General features: G+C 62.6%; 13 protein-coding genes and 2 pseudogenes. 2 read left to right on the top strand and 13 right to left on the bottom strand.

All coding sequences use genetic code 11. The features are described from left to right. The 8 genes and pseudogenes from ACFFAR_RS06600 to ACFFAR_RS06565 form a co-directional block, all read right to left on the bottom strand. Positions 1-189: pseudogene (locus ACFFAR_RS06600) on the bottom strand (carbon monoxide dehydrogenase); the annotation flags it as partial. A 36-nt stretch (positions 190-225) separates the two neighbouring features. Next, the gene (locus ACFFAR_RS06595; RefSeq protein WP_061998670.1) at positions 226-588 is read right to left on the bottom strand and encodes a DUF427 domain-containing protein; all 363 of its coding nucleotides are present in this window, start codon (positions 586-588) and stop codon (positions 226-228) included. A gap of 251 nt (positions 589-839) precedes the next feature. Further along, entirely contained in the window at positions 840-1286 is a 447-nt protein-coding gene (locus tag ACFFAR_RS06590) for a carboxypeptidase regulatory-like domain-containing protein (RefSeq protein WP_375507660.1), read from the bottom strand. A 267-nt stretch (positions 1287-1553) separates the two neighbouring features. Beyond that, complete coding sequence (locus ACFFAR_RS06585) at positions 1554-3098, bottom strand: DegQ family serine endoprotease (RefSeq protein WP_062000719.1); 1545 nt, start codon at positions 3096-3098, stop codon at positions 1554-1556. Positions 3099-3177: 79 nt separating this feature from the next. Continuing rightward, positions 3178-4488, bottom strand: coding sequence for an ATP-binding protein (locus ACFFAR_RS06580; protein ID WP_062169348.1), 1311 nt, complete (start codon positions 4486-4488; stop codon positions 3178-3180). After that, on the bottom strand, positions 4488-5150 hold the full coding sequence (locus ACFFAR_RS06575; RefSeq protein ID WP_061998667.1) for a response regulator: 663 nt from the start codon (positions 5148-5150) through the stop codon (positions 4488-4490). Before ACFFAR_RS06575 ends, ACFFAR_RS06580 begins: the two co-directional genes overlap by 1 nt. A gap of 125 nt (positions 5151-5275) precedes the next feature. After that, complete coding sequence (locus ACFFAR_RS06570) at positions 5276-7801, bottom strand: family 20 glycosylhydrolase (RefSeq protein ID WP_375507659.1); 2526 nt, start codon at positions 7799-7801, stop codon at positions 5276-5278. Positions 7802-7810: 9 nt separating this feature from the next. Continuing rightward, positions 7811-9040, bottom strand: coding sequence for an OprD family outer membrane porin (locus ACFFAR_RS06565; protein WP_174363411.1), 1230 nt, complete (start codon positions 9038-9040; stop codon positions 7811-7813). A 559-nt stretch (positions 9041-9599) separates the two neighbouring features. On the opposite strand from ACFFAR_RS06565, the gene dacB reads away from it, so the two are divergent. Together dacB and ACFFAR_RS06555 are read left to right on the top strand one after the other, a co-directional pair. Then, complete coding sequence (gene dacB / locus ACFFAR_RS06560) at positions 9600-11243, top strand: D-alanyl-D-alanine carboxypeptidase/D-alanyl-D-alanine-endopeptidase (RefSeq protein WP_375507658.1); 1644 nt, start codon at positions 9600-9602, stop codon at positions 11241-11243. Between the two features lie 188 nt (positions 11244-11431). After that, the gene (locus tag ACFFAR_RS06555; protein WP_375507657.1) at positions 11432-12628 is read left to right on the top strand and encodes an SGNH/GDSL hydrolase family protein; all 1197 of its coding nucleotides are present in this window, start codon (positions 11432-11434) and stop codon (positions 12626-12628) included. 158 nt (positions 12629-12786) lie between these two features. Here ACFFAR_RS06555 and ACFFAR_RS06550 read toward each other — a convergent pair whose 3' ends face one another. The 5 genes and pseudogenes from ACFFAR_RS06550 to ACFFAR_RS06530 all read right to left on the bottom strand — a co-directional run. Beyond that, positions 12787-13809 (bottom strand): L-threonylcarbamoyladenylate synthase, encoded by a 1023-nt coding sequence (locus tag ACFFAR_RS06550; RefSeq protein WP_174363413.1) that lies wholly within the window; start codon positions 13807-13809, stop codon positions 12787-12789. A gap of 5 nt (positions 13810-13814) precedes the next feature. After that, a complete protein-coding gene (locus tag ACFFAR_RS06545; protein WP_061998662.1) occupies positions 13815-15002 on the bottom strand; it encodes a 5-(carboxyamino)imidazole ribonucleotide synthase in 1188 nt (395 codons plus the stop codon). A gap of 44 nt (positions 15003-15046) precedes the next feature. Further along, a complete protein-coding gene (gene purE / locus ACFFAR_RS06540) occupies positions 15047-15562 on the bottom strand; it encodes a 5-(carboxyamino)imidazole ribonucleotide mutase (RefSeq protein ID WP_086382491.1) in 516 nt (171 codons plus the stop codon). A gap of 53 nt (positions 15563-15615) precedes the next feature. Continuing rightward, positions 15616-16518 (bottom strand): phosphoribosylaminoimidazolesuccinocarboxamide synthase, encoded by a 903-nt coding sequence (locus ACFFAR_RS06535; protein WP_061998660.1) that lies wholly within the window; start codon positions 16516-16518, stop codon positions 15616-15618. A 210-nt stretch (positions 16519-16728) separates the two neighbouring features. Continuing rightward, positions 16729-17004 (bottom strand): annotated as a pseudogene (locus ACFFAR_RS06530) (class II fructose-bisphosphate aldolase); the annotation flags it as partial. Positions 17005-17555 lie beyond the last annotated feature (551 nt).

Below are 17555 nucleotides of genomic sequence, written 5' to 3'. Positions count from 1 at the left end.
TGCGCGGATGACGTAACGCGAGCGCAGCGCGCCGAGCGGCACGGTCATCGCGAGCATGTATTCGCCGCCGGCCAGCCGCAAGAGCGATTCGCAATTGTCGATACTCGCGCGCACCAGCGCCAGGTCGCCCAGCGCCTCACGCACGAGAGCAGGAGCGAGCGGAATGCGTAAAGCATCGGCGACTTCCATCACGGCCTCCCCTGACTCGATGCGGCGGTTTAGTAATCAGGCGCCCGACGTTTCATCGATACGATCGACGCGCGTCGGATAAAACGCCAGATACCCCTTGATCTGCGTGGCGCTTTCCAGCGGTTCCTCGTAACTCCAGACCGCGTTTTCGATCGGACCTTCTTCGGTGAGCAAATGGTAGTAAGTGGCTTCGCCCTTGTACGGGCAATGCGAGGTGTGCGCGGACCTGGCGAGGCGCGCCATGTTGACGTCGCCGCGGGGAAAATAATGCACCGGGTCAAGACCGGTTTCGGCGAGCGTCAAGGCCGCCTGGGTATCGGCGAACGTCACGCCCTGATGAATCACGCGATGCCGGCGCGTGTTCAGCGAAATTTCAATCAGATGGGTGTCGGTGTTCATCGTGCGCTCCCGGTTTCAGACTGGATTCATGCGGATTCGAAGCAAGGCACTGAAATGCGCCGTCGTGCGACTGCGGCACGAATGCAAAAAAAACCACGGGCTTTCCGGGACCCGTGGCTTTCATTATGAGACAACTCCGAGGGAGTTGTGCAAGCGTTGTGCGCGGGTTTATGTCCTGCGCAACACACCGTGTCCGGGTTCGCGCCGTTCCCGGCAGTTTGTTCCGATTCGCGGCTCGGAAAGCGAGCTGATTACTGGCTCGACCAGTGGAAAGCGGCCTTTGCCTTGCCGTTTCCCGCCACCGTCACCGCCTGTTTCTTTTCCGAATCCTTGTACTTTGCGTAGACCGTATAGCGGCCCGGCGGCAATTTCACGAGCATGTATGGGCCCATTGCATCGGTTTTGAGCACTTCGGCGTTCTTTTCGTCAGCGATGCGCACGTGCACGTCGGCGAGATAATCCGCAGTAGGACCCGTGAAACGCAACGAAAGCGGCCAATGCGCCTGTTCGCGGATCAGTGCATGCGATTCGTCCAGCCCCACGCCACCGGACGTGTATGACACATTGCCCTGCGTCTGGACCTGAGGCAGGCCGCCGCCGTTAGTATTGCCGGCGCTGCTCATGTCGCTGGTGTCAGCGCTCGATGCCTGCGCAAACGCGCCGCCCGCCACGCCAAGAGTCATCGCGGCGGCGAGCATCGCGATCGATACCTTTTTAAACGCTTTCTTCTTCGATGTTGCCTGGATGCTGGCTGCGTTCGTCGTCTTCGTCATCTGTTTGGCTCCTTGTGGACTTCAGACGCCTTCATCGGCGCTGCGCTTCTGATTGCTGCTCGTACACGGTAATCGATAGCTCCCGGACTACTCGAGTCGATACAGCATCTGAACAGACGAATCAGCACAGTTCATGCCCGCATCCCGCCCTATTTCCGGGCTGCGGCGAGGCCGCAACCCGGAAATCCCGCGTCAGCCGAGATCCACCGGCACGAAGATTTGCGCATCGTCACGCTGGATCAACAGCGCGATGCTGTCGCCGGCGTTCTTGACCATCGTCTTCAACTGATCGACGGTCGTGACCGGCTGGCCATTGACCGCCAAGATCACGTCGCCGGCCTGGATGCCTGCGCTTTCCGCCGCGCCGCCCGCCTGCTGGACCAGCAGACCACGCGACAACGAAGCGCTCTGCTTCTCTTCAGGCGTCAGCGGCCGGACTGCCACGCCCAGACGCGCGTCCTGCGATGCCGATTCGCTCTTGTCCGCACCGCCCGTGCTTGCGGTCTTGGCGTCGCTCAGCGCGCCGACGGTCACCGTCAGGTCTTTCGTGCCCTTCTCGCGCCAGACCTGCACCTTCGCCGTGCTTCCAGGCGGCAGACCGGCAACTTGCGCCGGCAGCGAGTTGGAATCCGCAACGGCCAGGCCGTTCACCGACAGAATCACGTCGCCGGGCTGGAGACCCGCCTTCGCCGCAGGGCCGCCCGGTTCCACCGAACTCACCAGTGCGCCGTTCGCGCTTTGCATGCCGAACGATTTCGCCAGCGTCTGGTTCATGCCCTGCACCGTCACGCCAAGGCGACCGCGGTCCACGTGTCCGGTCTTGATCAGCGCGTCCTTCACCTTGATCGCTTCGTTGATCGGGATTGCGAACGAAAGACCCTGGAAGCCGCCGGTCTGCGAATAGATCATCGAATTGATGCCGATCACTTCGCCTTGCAGGTTGAAGAGCGGTCCGCCCGAGTTACCCGGGTTCACCGGTACGTCGGTCTGGATGAACGGCGTGTAGTTCTCGTTGGGCAGCGAACGCGATTTTGCGCTGATGATGCCGGAGGTGACGGTGTTATCGAAACCGTAAGGCGAGCCGATCGCCACCACCCACTGGCCGACCTTGCTGCCGTTCGGGTCGCCGATCTTCACGATCGGCAGGTTCTTCGCTTCGATCTTCAGCACCGCGACGTCCGACTGTTTGTCGGCGCCCACGACTTTCGCGCGGTACTCGCGTTTGTCGGTGGTTTTCACCGTGACGACATTCGCGCCGTCGACCACGTGCGCGTTGGTCAAAATGTACCCGTCGCTGCTCACGATAAACCCTGAGCCCAGGCTTTCGCTGGGGGTATCGGAGGCGTTCGGGCCATTGCCGTCGCCGCCCATGCCGGGCACGCCGTTACCGTAGAAATGCTTGAAGAACTGATAGAACGGATCGCTCGGATCGATCGGCAGTTGCGGGTTGCCGCCATTTGCTCCGCCGTTCATGCCGCCATTCATGCCACGCCGCGCAGCCGTCTTTACGACGTGTTTCGCGCTGATGTTGACGACGGCCGGGCCGTAGGTTTCGACGAGTCCCGAAAAATCGGGGATGCCGGTCTTGGCGGCGGCTTCGGCGGGCATCATCGCGGCCTGGGCCGGCGTGATGACCTGGGGCGCGGCGACGTTATGGTTGCCGGCGACGTAACCCGCCGACAAGGCGACTGCAACGGCTACCGCAACGGCGCTGCGGGTAATGATCTTCGCTTTCATCGTGTGCTCCTCGGGGATGCGCTTCATGATGAAACGAAGAGTACGGGGCGCCGCTTAAAGGTTACTTAAAGCAATGAATTCAGGCCGCATTGAAGCGTATCGATACCAGCAGACCGCCACCTTTCGATTCCGCAAGCGAGACCGCCGCGCCATGCTGCTCGGCGATCCGGCGCACGATGGCAAGCCCCAGGCCGCTGCCCGCCACGTCCGTTCGCGCACGGTCGGCGCTCGCTCCCACACGATAAAACCGGTCGAACACACGCTCGCGTTCCTCGGCGGGAATGCCGGGGCCGTTATCGGAGATTTCGACGACCGGGCGGCCTTCGTCCACGCGCAGGCAAACGTCGACGCGGCCGCCATCGGGCGTGTATTTCGTGGCGTTATCGATGAGATTGTTGAACATCACGCGCAACGCGTTCGGGTCGCCCGCAACGGTCGCCGCCTCGGTTGCCTCGATGCCCAGGTCCACGCCGCGCTGCTGCGCCACCAGCACCGATGCGCCGACGCATTCGTCGAGCAGCGCATGCAGGTCGACAGGCGTGGTCGTGTTCTTGCCGTCGGGTTCCGAGCGCGCGAGCGCAAGCAGTTGTTCAGCCAGGCGCGTGGCGCGTGTAATGCCGGCTTGCAGGTCGTCGAGCGCTTCCTTGCGCGAATCGTCGTCCTTTGCGCGCGCAACGAGCTGCGACTGGATTTGCACGGCGGCGAGCGGCGTGCGAAGTTCATGGGCGGCGTCCGCCACGAAGGCCTTTTGTGTATCGAGCGCGGTCGCGAGGCGGTCCAGCAGCGCGTTCAGCGCGCGCACCACGGGCACGACTTCTTCGGGCAAGCGGTTATCGGGGAGATGTTCGAGCGCTTCCGGGTGCCGCGTATCGAGTGCGCGCGTCACGCGCTGCAACGGCATCAAACCCCGCCCGACGATGATCCATATCGCCATGCCGAGCAGCGGCAACAACAGCACGAGCGGCCACAAGGTGCGCCACGCGACGCCGGCCGCGAGCCGGTTGCGGATGGACAGCGGCTGCGCAAGCTGCACGACGTTGTCGCCGACGATCGCGCTATATACGCGCCATTCGCCGCGCGCGGTGGCTTCGGTGGAAAAGCCGAGTTCGGCATGCGGTGCGAGCGGCACGCGCGGATGCGAGTAATACATCAGCACGCCGTTACGGTTCCAGATCTGGATCACGACGCCTTCGTCGCTGTCGCTGCGTGATTGCAGCACCGACGAGAACGGTTCCGATGGCAACGCCGCCGCAATCTGCTCGAGCTGGTAATCGAAAAGTTCGTTGGCTTCGGCGAGCGCCTGCCGGTAGATCAGCCAGCCCGCAAACCCCACGCCGACGATAACCAACGCCAGCAGCCACACCAGCAGTTGGCGTCGAATTGAATGCATCAGGCTTCCTTCGACACCATATAGCCGAGTCCGCGGACGTTGCGGATGAGGTCGGGTCCGAGCTTCTTGCGCAGCGAATGGATGTAGACCTCGACCGTGTTGCTGCCGATTTCCTCGCCCCAGCCGTAGATCTTTTCTTCGAGCTGGCTTTTGGACAGGACGGCGCCGGGGCGCGCCATGAGGGCTTCGAGCAACGCAAATTCACGCGCCGAAAGTGCAATGGCGTTGCCTTCGAGCGTGACCTGATGGCCTACGGGATCGAGCGTCAGAGCGCCGTGGCGGATCAGCGAATCGCCGCGGCCTGCATGGCGGCGGATCAGCGCGCGCATGCGGGCGCCGAGTTCATCGAGATCGAAGGGTTTGACGAGGTAATCGTCGGCGCCGGCATCCAGCCCCTTGACCCGGTCGGCGATGGAATCCCGTGCCGTGACGATCAGCACCGGAAGCGTGTTGCCCTTGGCGCGCAGGCTTTTCAGCACGTCGAGGCCGTCGCGTTTTGGCAGGCCCAGGTCGAGCAGCATCAGGTCGTAGGGTTCGCCTCCGACGGCTGTCAGGGCGGCCTCGCCGTCCTGCACCCAGTCGACCGCAAAGCCGTCGCTGCGCAGGGCCTTGCGGACGCCTTCCGCAATCATTCTGTCGTCTTCAACTAGCAGGATTCGCATGATTCGCTCTGCGGCTCTAAGCTTGGCGACCTCGCGGCCCGGACGTTTATTCTAGCCGGGACACGCGGGGCGGGGCTTAAACGGGACTTAAGGCTCACCGATGCCCCGTTGCGAACCTGTTAGCGTCAATCGCGCTTTTCGATGCCGGTCTCCGCAACCTCTCGCTTGGGCGATCGATAACCAATGCCCGCGAGTTTCAGTTTTGGCAGCTCGCGCTGTTCAACGACACTCGCAAAGCCCTGCCAGTCGCGAGCCAACGCACGTTTGTCGACCAGGTCGGTGTCCCCGAGCTTGTAGCGCTCGCCTTCCTTATATGGCCGCTCCCATTCCGCCCGATGCCACGCGCGTTCAGCCAGCGCGAGCAGACGCGGATACACCATGTATTCGAACTGCTGGTCCGTGCGTATCACTTCGGCCCACGCCTGACCTTGCATACCATAGACATGCGCCGCCGGGCCATTGCTCGTCACCTCGAAGGGCTTGCCCTCGCGATCCGGCATCACTTCGGCGTTCTGCGGCAGGTTGTCCGGCGCGAGCGAGAACGTCTTGAAGCTGTCCGTTGCACGCGATCCCCAGTAGTAGCCACGCTCGTGTGGATTGAGTGTGTACGGGAAATCGAAGTACAAGTAATCGGGCAAGGCCAGAATCCCGAGATACCCCTTCGCGCTCCAGCTTCGCGCCGTTTCCGCGCCGCCCCAAAAAAGTGTGTCCCACAACGTGACCATCACATTCTTCGTCGCGAAGTCGCGTGGACCGGCGGCATGCTTCAAACCGTCCTGCCATGCCTCCATTGTCTCAATGCCGTTCGCGTTCACGAGCGAGCTCACCTGACGGGCAAACCTCGATGGCAACTCGTCGACCGATTCGATGCCCTCTTGCTTGAGCAAGGCCGCGCACATTGGCGAACGCGCCCACGGTTTGTCTTGCGCCGCCATATCGATACGGCCCTTGTCCGCGTCCTTCCCGTCGCCCGCCTGAAAACCCGCGCCGAGGAGGATGTTCTTCGCTTCATCGCCGCCAAAATGCCATACGTTCAACGGCGCCTGCGCTTCGCGATGCATCGCGGCAATCTCGCCAATCACCTTGCCCGCAAAGTTCAGCGCGCCACTCGAGCAGGGATTCAGATTGCTGCGTCGATCATAGAACTGCACCGAAAGCGTGTTCGACGTATCGTCAGGATCGATCAGGCGGAAGGCGTTCGCTTCCTGCTCGTTGCCCGACGCATGCAGCCGCCGATACCGCGCTTCCATGGCGACCACGGCCGCGCGGGAGTGGCCGGGCATGTCGATTTCGGGAATGACCTCCACGAAACGATCATTGGCGTATCGCAGCAACGCAATGTATTCGTCGCGCGTCAGGAAGCCGCCGCCTGAGCGGTTGTCCGGGCCGGAAGCAAGCTGGGGAATGAGGCAACGGGTTTCGCCGAGGTCGTGACAACGCCGGGCGCCGATTGCCGTCAGCTCGGGCAGACCCGGGATCTCGATGCGCCAGCCTTCGTCATCGGACAAATGCAGATGCAGGCGATTGAGCTTGTATGCGCTCATCTGGTCGATCAGGCGGCGCAGCGTGGCGGGTTGCCGGAAGTTGCGCGCGACATCGACCATCATGCCGCGATGGCCGTAGCGCGGCGCATCCTCGATGGTCATTGCGGGAATGCGTCCGCCGCCCGCCGGCGCCAGCGACAATACGGTCTGCACGCCGTAGTAAAGACCGGCTGCGTCGTAAGCGTCGATCGACACGCCCGAGGGCGCGATCCGCACACGGTAACCGCCGGCCACGGCGATATCGGCAGGCAGCGCGTGAGGCGCGACCACACCGGTGAGCGGCAATCCCTGCTTCGCGAGCCCCAGCGAACCGGCGCGTTCACGCAGCGCTTCGACCTGTCCCGGCGAGAGATCCGGAAGCGACATTTCGACCCCGCGCAAATCGGCCTCGCCTTCCCCGACGTTCGTCCTCATCGCCGATGGCAACACGCGCGCCGAAACCTCTCGCGCCGGCAGCGGTTCGCCGCGTTCGGCTCGCTGCCGGAATATCTGCGCGGGCGTGAGGGGAATGCGGGCGTTGTCATTGGCGGGGAGCGCATCGACGTAACGGCTTTCGTCTTCGGTGTCGTTTTGCTTGAGCACGGCGGGCGCAGCGCCCGCAACGACAACATAGGGCCGGGGCAGTACGTCGCTGTATCGGAGCAGCCAGTATTCAGCGACAAACGGCACTTCCAGCCGCTCGCCAGCGGCAAGCCTCACCGCGCCGCTTCGCGGCGTCAGTTCGTACAGATCGCCCGTCAGGTGGCGCAGCGAGAAGTCCGGATGATTGATGCTCAAGATCCGGCGAATGCTGTGGAGATAGAGCTTCCAGCCATCGCCCGTGATTCGCACCTGTCCCGTGTTGACGAGAGCCAGCCGGCCGGTTGCGCACGCGCCCGAGTCGGCGCCGAAATCGGCGCATGGCACGCCCGACTTGGCGGCATCGTTGGTATCGATCGATACGCGCAGCATCAGGTCGTTCGCAAGCACCGCGGCCAGCGCTGGGCCGGCGGAAGTTGCGGCTGCGACGGGTTGTGTCGCTTCGGGAGGCAGCGCTGGCGTAAGCGCAAACACGGGCATGGACGCCGCCATTGCCAGCAATCCGGTCGCAAAGTTTATTCGTTTCATGATGTCCCCTCAAAAAGTCTTGCTATACGACGCAATGATCTTCACGTCATTGCGATCGGATTTCCCGTAAAAACCATTGGTCCGAAGCCGCGCGGGAAACACGCCGATTCCTGCGCCTTTGAGCGGACCTTCCTTTACGTCATAGGTGACGCTCAAGTCGATCTCGTTCGCCGATGTATCGCCACGTCCGGGGTTTTTGATCGCCCATCCGCGAATTCCGCTCACGCCGACTGCAAGTCCCGGCACACCGATATACGGCCCGATCTGATAGGACGCCGATGCCTTGATCACGTGCGTGCCGTCCCACACGAAGTCATCGAGCTGGCCCCAGGTCTGGATCTGATTGCGGTTGTCGCTGTTGGCCCAAGGCGTCAGGCGGAAATTCATCTCGCGGGAGTCGGGTGCGTGCGTGACGCCGAAGCCTATGCTGACGGTGAAAGGACCGCTCGCATAACCGACGCTCGTGCTGGCATGCCATTCGTTGGCCGGCGACGCGACCGGCCCGAGCGCCGCCTGATAGCGGCCCCACAAGGCATAGCCGGTCGTCGTCACCGTGCCGTGCTCGCCGGTGCGCCACGCACGCGTCGCGGCAACCTGCGCGTTGCGCCTGTAGCGCTTGCCCTCGCCCACGCCGCCATCGACATAGGTATCGGCAGCCGCCTCGTACCGGATGCCCGCGCTATGCACAAAGTCGATACGGCTTGCCGAGCCGTCGTATTGATCGCGGTTCTGATGCCACGCATTGGTCATCGGCCGGAAGCGGTTGTCCCATTCATTGCGGAACTGATCGGCGAGCGCGTAGCCGAATTCCCAGCCCGCCACGTGATATTTCACTTCGGCGCCGCGGTACGCGTGCGAGTGCAATCCGCCCGATGACCCGAGCGTGCCGACACTCAGCGGCGTATAACCCGCGCGAACCTGCCATCCGTCACCCGTCGCGGTGCTGCGCCATTTCAGCGCAGCATGGGCGAGCGTTGCATAGGTCTTGTCGGCGTCATCGCGATAGTCGTGATAAAGCACTTCCGACAAGCCTGTGCCCGGCGCGACCCGAAGGTTGGTGAAACCCGACACGTCCGCGCCGACAAATCCCCACGGACCCGCCGCATAACCCGAGCGCCAGTCAATACCCAATGAGAGCGCGTTGACATGGATATCACCGGCGTGATCGGTCGCATGCCGGTTTCTTGAGTAAAACGTCGTACTGACGGTCGTCTCGGACTTCGAGAAAAGACTGGGCATCTCTTCGGAACGCCAAGGCTGCGCGGTGCCGCGCGTCAGTTCGTCGTCCTCGAACGCCGGAGGTTCAGCCCCTGCCGACGCACCGCACGTTGTTGTTAGGATTGCAAAACATAATGACTGGAATCTGGTCACGTCTCCCCCTCGCTGCGGTTCTTGATCACCGCATGGATTTCTCTGAACGAAGAAGACTAGCCGGTCGTAAATTGGTATTCAAGTGGTATTAATTTTGGGATAGCGGCCGGGTTGATGCATCCCGGTTTCATCGACGTTTTGCGACAAAAAAAGGCGGTGCTGTTGTCCAGCACCGCCGTCGCAACCTGCGTCGAATCGTCTATGACCTTTTTGATGTCTGGCCGATATCGATATCGATTTGCTGTGGCACAGCGACCGAAAGATAAACGCGGCGGAGCAGGCATTGCCCGGACGCTCGCCAACAGCCTCATGCCGTGATGACTCTGAAAGACGCGGAATTAACAATCGTAATCACAAGCGCCTCTACAATACCGGCACTCCGTTAGCCGGCGTCCGCAAAACCGCAGCACGAACACGATCCGAACACATGTATAGAGCATCACTGCAGACCACAAAAGTTTCCATCGGCAAAGGGTGGCGCGCTGTCACGGCGCTGGCCGTGGTTGTATCGGCGCTAGGTATGGGCCTGAGCACGCCCGCCGAGGCCCGCAGCGGCGGCGGCACAAAAGCAGAATCGCAAAAGCAGGCCGGCAAAAGCGCGGTCGCGAGGACGACCAAGGCGGTCAAGACCACCAAGGCCGAGAAGGCCGCCAGGAAGAACAACTTCGAGCGCGTCGCGGTTCCCGCCGGCCCGTTGCCGCCCACCGTCATGGCAGCGCTCGCACGGGCGCACGTACCGCTTTCATCGATGAGCGTGGTAGTTCAGCGCATCGGCGCCGGCGGCGTACCGCTCGTCGCGCTCAACGCAAACGTGCCGATGATGCCCGCGTCCACCATGAAACTGGTCACGACCTACTCGGGTTTGTCGCTGCTGGGACCTGACTATCGCTGGAAAACGACGGCCTATGCCGACGGCGAAGTCGATGCCAACGGCATCCTTCACGGCAATCTTTATGTCCAGGGCACGGGCGATCCCAAGCTCGTGCCGGAAGAACTGATCGATCTCGTGGACCAGATCCGCCGCAACGGCATTTCGGGCATCGACGGCGCGCTGGTGCTGGACAAGCGTTACTTCGATCCGTCGACACGCGACCTCCCCGCCTTCGATGCCGACGAAACCGCGCCCTATAACGTCGGTCCCGACCCGCTGCTCTACGCGTTCAAGTCGCTGTCGTTCACGCTGACGCCGAATCCGGAAGGCGGCGTGTCGATCGACGTCTTGCCGCAACTCGCGCAACTTCAGATCGATAACGAATTGCGCGTGACGCGCGGCGCGTGCGCGGGGACGCTCCCGGCGGCGTCGCCAAGCGTGGCGCAAACTTCGGGCGGCTTCGTGCAGGCATCGTTCATTGGCGACTATCCGCTGCGCTGCGGTCCGCGCACGATCAACGTCGCTGCGCTCGATCACTCGACGTTTTTCGCGGGCGGTTTCCTCGCGCTGTGGAAACAGGCGGGCGGCACCTTCGCCGGCGTGACGCGCGAAGGCCCGACGCCTTCCAGCGCGCGGCTTGTCGGGACGCATCGCAGCCCGGTGCTCTCGGACATCGTTCGCGATATCAACAAGTTCAGCAACAACGTGATGGCGCGTAATTTGTTCCTGACCATCGGCGCCGCAACCGGCAAACCACCGGCGACGACGCAGAAATCGGCGGCAGCCATTACCGCGTTCCTGCATCGAAGCGCCCTGCCCATGTCGGGCCTGTATCTGGATAACGGTTCGGGTCTGTCGCGCGAAGAACACATCACGGCACAGTCGCTCGCCGACCTGCTGATCGCGGCGAACTCCAGTCCGGTCGCGCAGGTCTTCACGGAATCGCTGCCGATTGCCGGCGTGGACGGCACCATGCGCAACCGCCTGACGAACGCAGGCGCGCTCGGCAACGCGCACATCAAGACGGGCACGCTGCGCGACGTCCGCGCGATCGCAGGTTACGTGGGCGCGGCGAACGGCGAAAGCTACGTGGTGGTGAGCATGATCAACGACCCGCGTGCCGAAGCTGCGCGCGCCGCGCACGATGCCTTGCTCGAATGGGTCTACGAAGGCGCGCGCCGCACGGGATCGATGGATTGAAGGCAACGCAAAACCCACTCCGGCGATGCGCACAAGCACAGGGAAACCCTCGTAGGAAACAACTCAAATTATCTTAAAAGATTCGGTAAGCTATCGCCACGCAAGCCGACAGGCTCGCCGAGACGCTCGTCGACCGGCACCTCGAAGCGGCATGCAGACCACAGACTAGATAAACGAGGAACGAGGAGATGACGCCGATGAAACCCGCCCAGACCATTCCCGCCGCGCGCCAGACCTACTGGCTGCGCGCTGTGCAAACCGCGATGGCGTGCGCAGCCATCGCCGCATTGGCCGCGTGCGGCGGCAGCGACGACAACAATAACAACACGCCCGCGGGCGGCGTGAAGCTGCAGGTGGTGTCGTTCGGCGACAGCCTGTCCGATGTCGGCACGTACGCGCCCGTCGCCACGGCGAACTTCGGCGGCGGTCGCTTCACGACGAACCCCGGCCAGGTCTGGACGCAAAACGTCGCGCAGTATTACGGCGACACGCTCACCGCCGCGAACACCGGCGGCTTCGGCGTGCCGCTTCAGGCAGGAACCGGGCTGGGCTATGCGCAAGGCGGCTCGCGCGTGACGTTGCAACCGGGCGTCGGCCATGCCACGCCGGGCACGGCGAACGCGGACTTCTCGCAAGCCACGACGATTCCGGTCAACGATCAGGTCTCGCAGTACATCGCGTCGCACGGCACGTTCAACGCCAACCAGCTCGTGCTGGTGAACGGCGGCGCCAATGACATCTTCTATAACCTGACTGTCGCGCAAGCGACTGCTGCGGGAATTCAGGCGCAAGTCGCGGCTGGCACGCTTGCGCCGGCTGATGCGCTTGCCGCCGGCAACGCGGCGCAAAAAGCCGCGACGACCGCGATCAGCCAGGCGGCTATCGACCTGGCCACGGTCGTCGGACGCGTCGTTCAGGCAGGTGCCACGCATGTGCTGGTATCGAATGTGCCGGATATCGGCGGATCGCCACAGGGGCTTGCCAGCGCCGACAAAGGCGTGACGCTGTCGCAAGTCACGCAGTTGTTCAACGGCACGCTGCAAGGCGCGCTGCAGCAGGCAGGGCTGTTGTCGAAGGTGATCTACGTCGATGCCTACACGTGGGTCGATGGTGTCCAGGCCAACTATCAGTCGAACGGCTTTTCGGTATCGAATACGGGCACGGCCTGTAATCTTGCCGCGATGATCACTGCCGCCACGAAAGCCGGCCAGCCGAACCCGACCGCGTTCGGCACGTCGCTGTTCTGCTCGCCGCAGACGTACACGGTGGCGAACGCCGACCAGACCTACATGTACGCGGATACCGTACATCCGACGACGCATCTGCACGCGCTGTTTTCCACCTACGTTGAACAGCAGGTCGCGAAGGCAGGGTTGGGAAAATAAGCTTCGTTTGAAGCCGTTGAAGTACGAAACGCCCGGTTCTTTCGAGACCGGGCGTTTTTTGTTTCGATTGAGTCAAGCAGCAGGCTGTTCCAGGCGGTTGATTCGCACGACCTTAATCCGGCACCGATTCCCGAGCCGAACCAGGCCCGTCAACGCAATCACTCCTGCTCTTCAAACGCCGCCGCCGCGCGGCCAAGCCGGTCATTCACGGCACTCCATTCCGCCGATACCGGCAGCGTCTCGATCAAGATCCGCTCCACGTCCTCGCGATCGAGCTTGCGCAGCAAGCCGTACAACTCGCGCGCGTAACTTTGCGGATCGTCGGGCGCAGCGATGAACCGGACGTTGGGCGCATCGGCCCATTTCCCCGCGCTCGATGCCCGCGCGACCAGCGCCAGCTTTTTATCGGCGTTCAGAGGGTGCGCTGCGAGCAGCGGTTCCAGCGCATCGAACGGCAACAATCGCAATGGCGTGCGTGGCGCGTAATGCGCCTTGAGCGTCCCGGATGCGCGAGGCGCGCTCGCATCGGTGCCATCGGGAAGACGCGGCATGACGCCGAGAACGTCCGCAATCTCCGCCGGACTCACATGCCCCGGCCGCAACAACGCCGGAAAGCCACGCGATAAATCCAGGATCGTCGATTCGATACCCACCTTCGCCGCACCGCCATCGAGCACATGGACGCTCGTGCCGAATTCATCGCGGACATGTTGCGCCGTGGTCGGGCTGACGTGCCCGAACCGGTTCGCCGATGGCCCCGCCACGCCGCCGTGACCGTTGCGTAAGGCGCTGAACGCGCTCAGCAAAGCCTGCGCGACCGGATGCGACGGACAGCGGATCGCGACCGAATCCTGCCCGCCACTGACCGCCGCGGGCACGTGCGCCGCGCGCTTCAGGATCAGCGTAAGCGGGCCGGGCCAGAAGGCATCGATCAGTTTTTGTGCATCGGGGACAAGCGTCTCGACCCAGTACGCGGGATCGCTGCCAGGCGCGAGATGCACGATCACCGGATGATTCGACGGCCGCCCTTTGGCCGCATAAATCCGCGCGATCGCCTCGGGATTCCCGGCATCGCCGCCGAGCCCGTAGACCGTTTCAGTCGGAAACGCGACGAGCTGGCCGGCGTCGAGCAACGCGGCTGCTTTCGTGACCTGCGCGACGCTGGGTGCTTCGAAGGTCATTCTCGTCAATCCAGCGCGATATGCAGCAGGCGGGCGCAGTCGCGCGCCGCCGCACGCACTTCTTCCAGCGTCGTCGCCGTGAAATTCACGTGGCCCATCTTGCGGCCCGGACGCGCTTCTTCCTTGCCATACAGATGCAAACGCGCCGTCGGCATGGCGATGACCTCGTGCCACGGCGGGATGTGGGCCTTGGCGCCATCGAACCAGACGTCGCCGAGAATGTTCAGCATGGCGGCCGGCGAATGCTGGCGCGTATCGCCGAGCGGCATGCCGGTCATCGCGCGTACTTGTTGCTCGAACTGGCTGGTCGCGCAGGCGTCCACCGTGTAATGCCCCGAATTGTGTGGACGCGGCGCCATTTCATTGGCGATCAGCGACCCGTCTTCGAGAATGAAGAACTCCACGCACAACACGCCGACGTAATCCAGCTTCGCGGCAATCGTCAGCGCGGCGTCCTGCGCCTGGGCCACGAGCGCATCGGTTGCATCCGGCGCCGGCACGACGGTCTTCGCCAGGATTCCGCCAACGTGCTGGTTCTGCGCGAGCGGGAAAACGGCAGATTTGCCATCGCCCGCACGCGCGATCAGTACCGACACTTCGAATTTCAGCGGCATGCGTTTTTCGAGCACGCAGGGCACGCCGGCAAGCGATCCATATGCGGTGCGGACTTCGTCGACGTTGCGCACGCTCGTCTGGCCCTTGCCGTCGTAACCGAGGCGCGCCGTTTTCAGGATCCCGGGCAAGACGGCGGCGATCTGTTCATCGCTCAGGGCCGCGAGCGCTTCCGGCGACTCGATCACCACATGCGGCGCCACCGGCACGCCCGCGCTTGCGATAAACCGCTTCTCCGCCACGCGATCCTGGGCGATCGCCACGCACCGTCCGGCCGGGCTGACAAACGTGGTCTTGGCGAGGAAATCGAGACTGGCGGACGGCACGTTCTCGAATTCCGTCGATACCGCCGCACACAAGCGCGCGAGTTCGGTGAGCGCGGTTTCGTCGTCGTAAGCGGCGCGGATGTGTTTATCGGCGACGGAACCGGCCGGACTCGTTTCGTCCGGATCGAGGACCGCCACGCGATAGCCCATGGATTGCGCAGCGAAACAGAACATGCGGCCGAGCTGGCCGCCGCCGACCATGCCGAGCCATGCGCCCGGCTGGATGGGAGAACTGGGTTGGGTGTGTGCGTTCATCGTGTGGGGTCGGTCAGCCGGAAGTGTTACTGAAGCTGCTGGATTTAAAGCGGCGGGAGGACCATTGCATGTGCTGCGTCGTTCTGGCGGGCGCGGAAAGCGGCAAGTTTGTCGGCGTAGGCGCTCTGCGTCACAGCAAGAATGGATACCGCGAACAACGCGGCGTTCGCCGCCCCCGCCTCGCCGATGGCAAACGTCGCGACCGGCACGCCCTTGGGCATCTGGACGATCGAATGCAGCGAATCGACGCCCTTCAGGTATTTGCTCGATACCGGCACGCCCAGCACCGGCACCGTGGTTTTAGCGGCGAGCATGCCCGGCAAATGCGCCGCGCCGCCTGCCCCTGCGATGATCGCCGCCAGTCCGCGCGAACGTGCGCTTTCAGCGTAGGCGAACATCTCGTCGGGCATGCGATGCGCTGACACGACCTTGGCCTCGTACGGCACGCCGAAGTCCTGCAGGATCGCGACGGCATTTTTCATCACGTCCCAGTCGGAACTGGAACCCATCAACACCCCGATCAACGGTGCGTCATGCGTGTGGGCCTGGACTTCGCTCATCGTGCTGCTTTCCTGTGGTTTGGGTCTGTTCGTTCGAGGCGAGAAGCGTGACTTTACGCCAGCGACTGGCCGGTCAGGCGCTGCAAAGCCTCTTCATACTTTTCGGCTGTCTTCGCGATGACATCGTCAGGCAGTTTCGGCGCCGGCGGCGTCTTGCCCCACGATTGCGTTTCGAGCCAGTCGCGCACGAATTGTTTATCGAACGATGGCGGGTTCGTACCCACCTGATAACCGTCCGCCGGCCAGAAGCGCGACGAGTCCGCCGTCAGCACTTCGTCCATCAGGAACAGTTCGCCGCGGTTGTCGAGCCCGAATTCGAACTTCGTATCCGCGATGATGATCCCGCGCGTCGCCGCGTATTCGGCCGCTTCCTTGTACAGCTTGATGGAAATATCACGGATGGTCGCCGACAATTCCGTGCCGATACGGCGTTCCATGTCGTCGTATGTGATGTTTTCGTCGTGATGGCCCATTTCGGCCTTCGCTGCCGGCGTGAAAATCGGCTCGGGCAGCTTTTCAGCGTTTTGCAGGCCCGGTGGCAATTCCACGCCGCATACCGAACCCGTCGCCTGATAGTCCTTCCAGCCGCTGCCGGCGAGGTAGCCGCGCACCACCGCTTCCACCAAAATCGGCTCGAGGCGCTTGACCACGACCGCGCGGCCGGCGACTTGCGGCGCTTCGTCGGCGGAAACGACGGTCGCCGGATCGATGCCCGTATTGTGGTTCGGCACGATGTGCTTGAGTTTCTCGAACCAGAAATCGGCCATTTGATTCAGCACGCGGCCCTTGTTCGGGATCGGCTCGCCCATGATCACGTCGAACGCGGACAGCCGGTCTGTCGTCACGATCAGGAGCTTGTCGGTGCCGACGGCGTAATTGTCGCGGACCTTGCCGCGCCCGAGCAGGGGCACCGATTTCAGCGTGGATTCGTACAGCGGGGAATGTTGGGTGGACATGTCATCTACCGGAAAAGTGCTGCAACGTCGGGCTAGGAAAGAATGATCAGGAGACAAACGAAAAAACCAACACGCCGTTCCCCGGGAATTGCGGGAACGGCGGGTTGTATTGATTCTGTTCGTGGCCGATTCAGCGTCATTGTAAACGCGTCCGGCGGTTGTCTCGAATTTACTCGGGACGAACCGTCGTAAACCTTGCTTACTTCGCTGTCACTTGACGATCTGAGCCAGTTCGCCGGACTTGTACTTTTCGGCGATTTTATCGAGCGGAATTGGCTTGATCTTGCCTGCCTGGCCTTCGCAGCCGAATTGCACGTAGCGTTCGAGGCAGATTTTCTTCGCGGCTTCGCGCGCCGGCTTCAGGTAATCGCGCGGATCGAATTTCGACGGATTCTCGCCGAAATAGCGGCGGATCGCGCCTGTGATGGCGAGACGCAAGTCGGTATCGATATTCACCTTCCTCACGCCGTGACGAATCCCTTCCTGGCACTATTAGCCACTATCCGTGGCGGGACTTCATTTCACAGGTTATGCGCTGGCGCTCGGAACAGTGTTCGTTGCGGTCAGGGTCATTGCCGGGTTGTTGCTGTTCGAGCTTGCTCGCGTTCCGTTCTAACTGATCTTTTTCGCACTATTAGCCACTGTCCGTGGCGGGACTTCATTTCTTTTTCCAACGGCGAAAAAGAAACGAAGCAAAGAAAACGCCTCCCAACCGCTAATTCTTAAGTGTCCCGAGCGTGCACGTACAACTGTTTGGTACTTCAGAAGAACGCTCGACGCCGGAATTCAGAACACTTGAAACCCTCCCCCTCCGTCAACAGATACCCACACGCTTCGCCACCAGTAACTGTGGCAGTCAATACGGAAACCTGCGCAACCCATAGCAACGGCGGAGCCCATTGCGAGCCCGTAACGGGTCTACAACATCTTCGCTTGCCTGAGACTTCGCCACCAGTACAGCCGCCCCTTGCGTTTGGGCAAGAGCGCGCGCAGCGCGGAGGCCTAATTAGCGGATTCCCACACTGGTGGCGAAGCGT

The organism is uncultured Caballeronia sp. (genome assembly GCF_964243625.1).
GTDB lineage: Bacteria > Pseudomonadota > Gammaproteobacteria > Burkholderiales > Burkholderiaceae > Caballeronia.
The sequence above is the reverse complement of the archived record's forward strand: the minus strand, read 5'-3'. Positions and strand labels throughout refer to the sequence as shown.

What these genes read in the sequence shown, in the direction of transcription:
- ACFFAR_RS06595 (WP_061998670.1), bottom strand. Translation starts at nt 588, where the DNA reads ATGAACACCGACACCCATCTGATTGAAATTTCGCTGAACACGCGCCGG.
- ACFFAR_RS06590 (WP_375507660.1), bottom strand. Translation starts at nt 1,286, where the DNA reads ATGCTCGCCGCCGCGATGACTCTTGGCGTGGCGGGCGGCGCGTTTGCG.
- ACFFAR_RS06585 (WP_062000719.1), bottom strand. Translation starts at nt 3,098, where the DNA reads ATGAAAGCGAAGATCATTACCCGCAGCGCCGTTGCGGTAGCCGTTGCA.
- ACFFAR_RS06580 (WP_062169348.1), bottom strand. Translation starts at nt 4,488, where the DNA reads ATGCATTCAATTCGACGCCAACTGCTGGTGTGGCTGCTGGCGTTGGTT.
- ACFFAR_RS06575 (WP_061998667.1), bottom strand. Translation starts at nt 5,150, where the DNA reads ATGCGAATCCTGCTAGTTGAAGACGACAGAATGATTGCGGAAGGCGTC.
- ACFFAR_RS06570 (WP_375507659.1), bottom strand. Translation starts at nt 7,801, where the DNA reads ATGAAACGAATAAACTTTGCGACCGGATTGCTGGCAATGGCGGCGTCC.
- ACFFAR_RS06565 (WP_174363411.1), bottom strand. Translation starts at nt 9,040, where the DNA reads ATGCCCAGTCTTTTCTCGAAGTCCGAGACGACCGTCAGTACGACGTTT.
- dacB (WP_375507658.1), top strand. Translation starts at nt 9,600, where the DNA reads ATGTATAGAGCATCACTGCAGACCACAAAAGTTTCCATCGGCAAAGGG.
- ACFFAR_RS06555 (WP_375507657.1), top strand. Translation starts at nt 11,432, where the DNA reads ATGACGCCGATGAAACCCGCCCAGACCATTCCCGCCGCGCGCCAGACC.
- ACFFAR_RS06550 (WP_174363413.1), bottom strand. Translation starts at nt 13,809, where the DNA reads ATGACCTTCGAAGCACCCAGCGTCGCGCAGGTCACGAAAGCAGCCGCG.
- ACFFAR_RS06545 (WP_061998662.1), bottom strand. Translation starts at nt 15,002, where the DNA reads ATGAACGCACACACCCAACCCAGTTCTCCCATCCAGCCGGGCGCATGG.
- purE (WP_086382491.1), bottom strand. Translation starts at nt 15,562, where the DNA reads ATGAGCGAAGTCCAGGCCCACACGCATGACGCACCGTTGATCGGGGTG.
- ACFFAR_RS06535 (WP_061998660.1), bottom strand. Translation starts at nt 16,518, where the DNA reads ATGTCCACCCAACATTCCCCGCTGTACGAATCCACGCTGAAATCGGTG.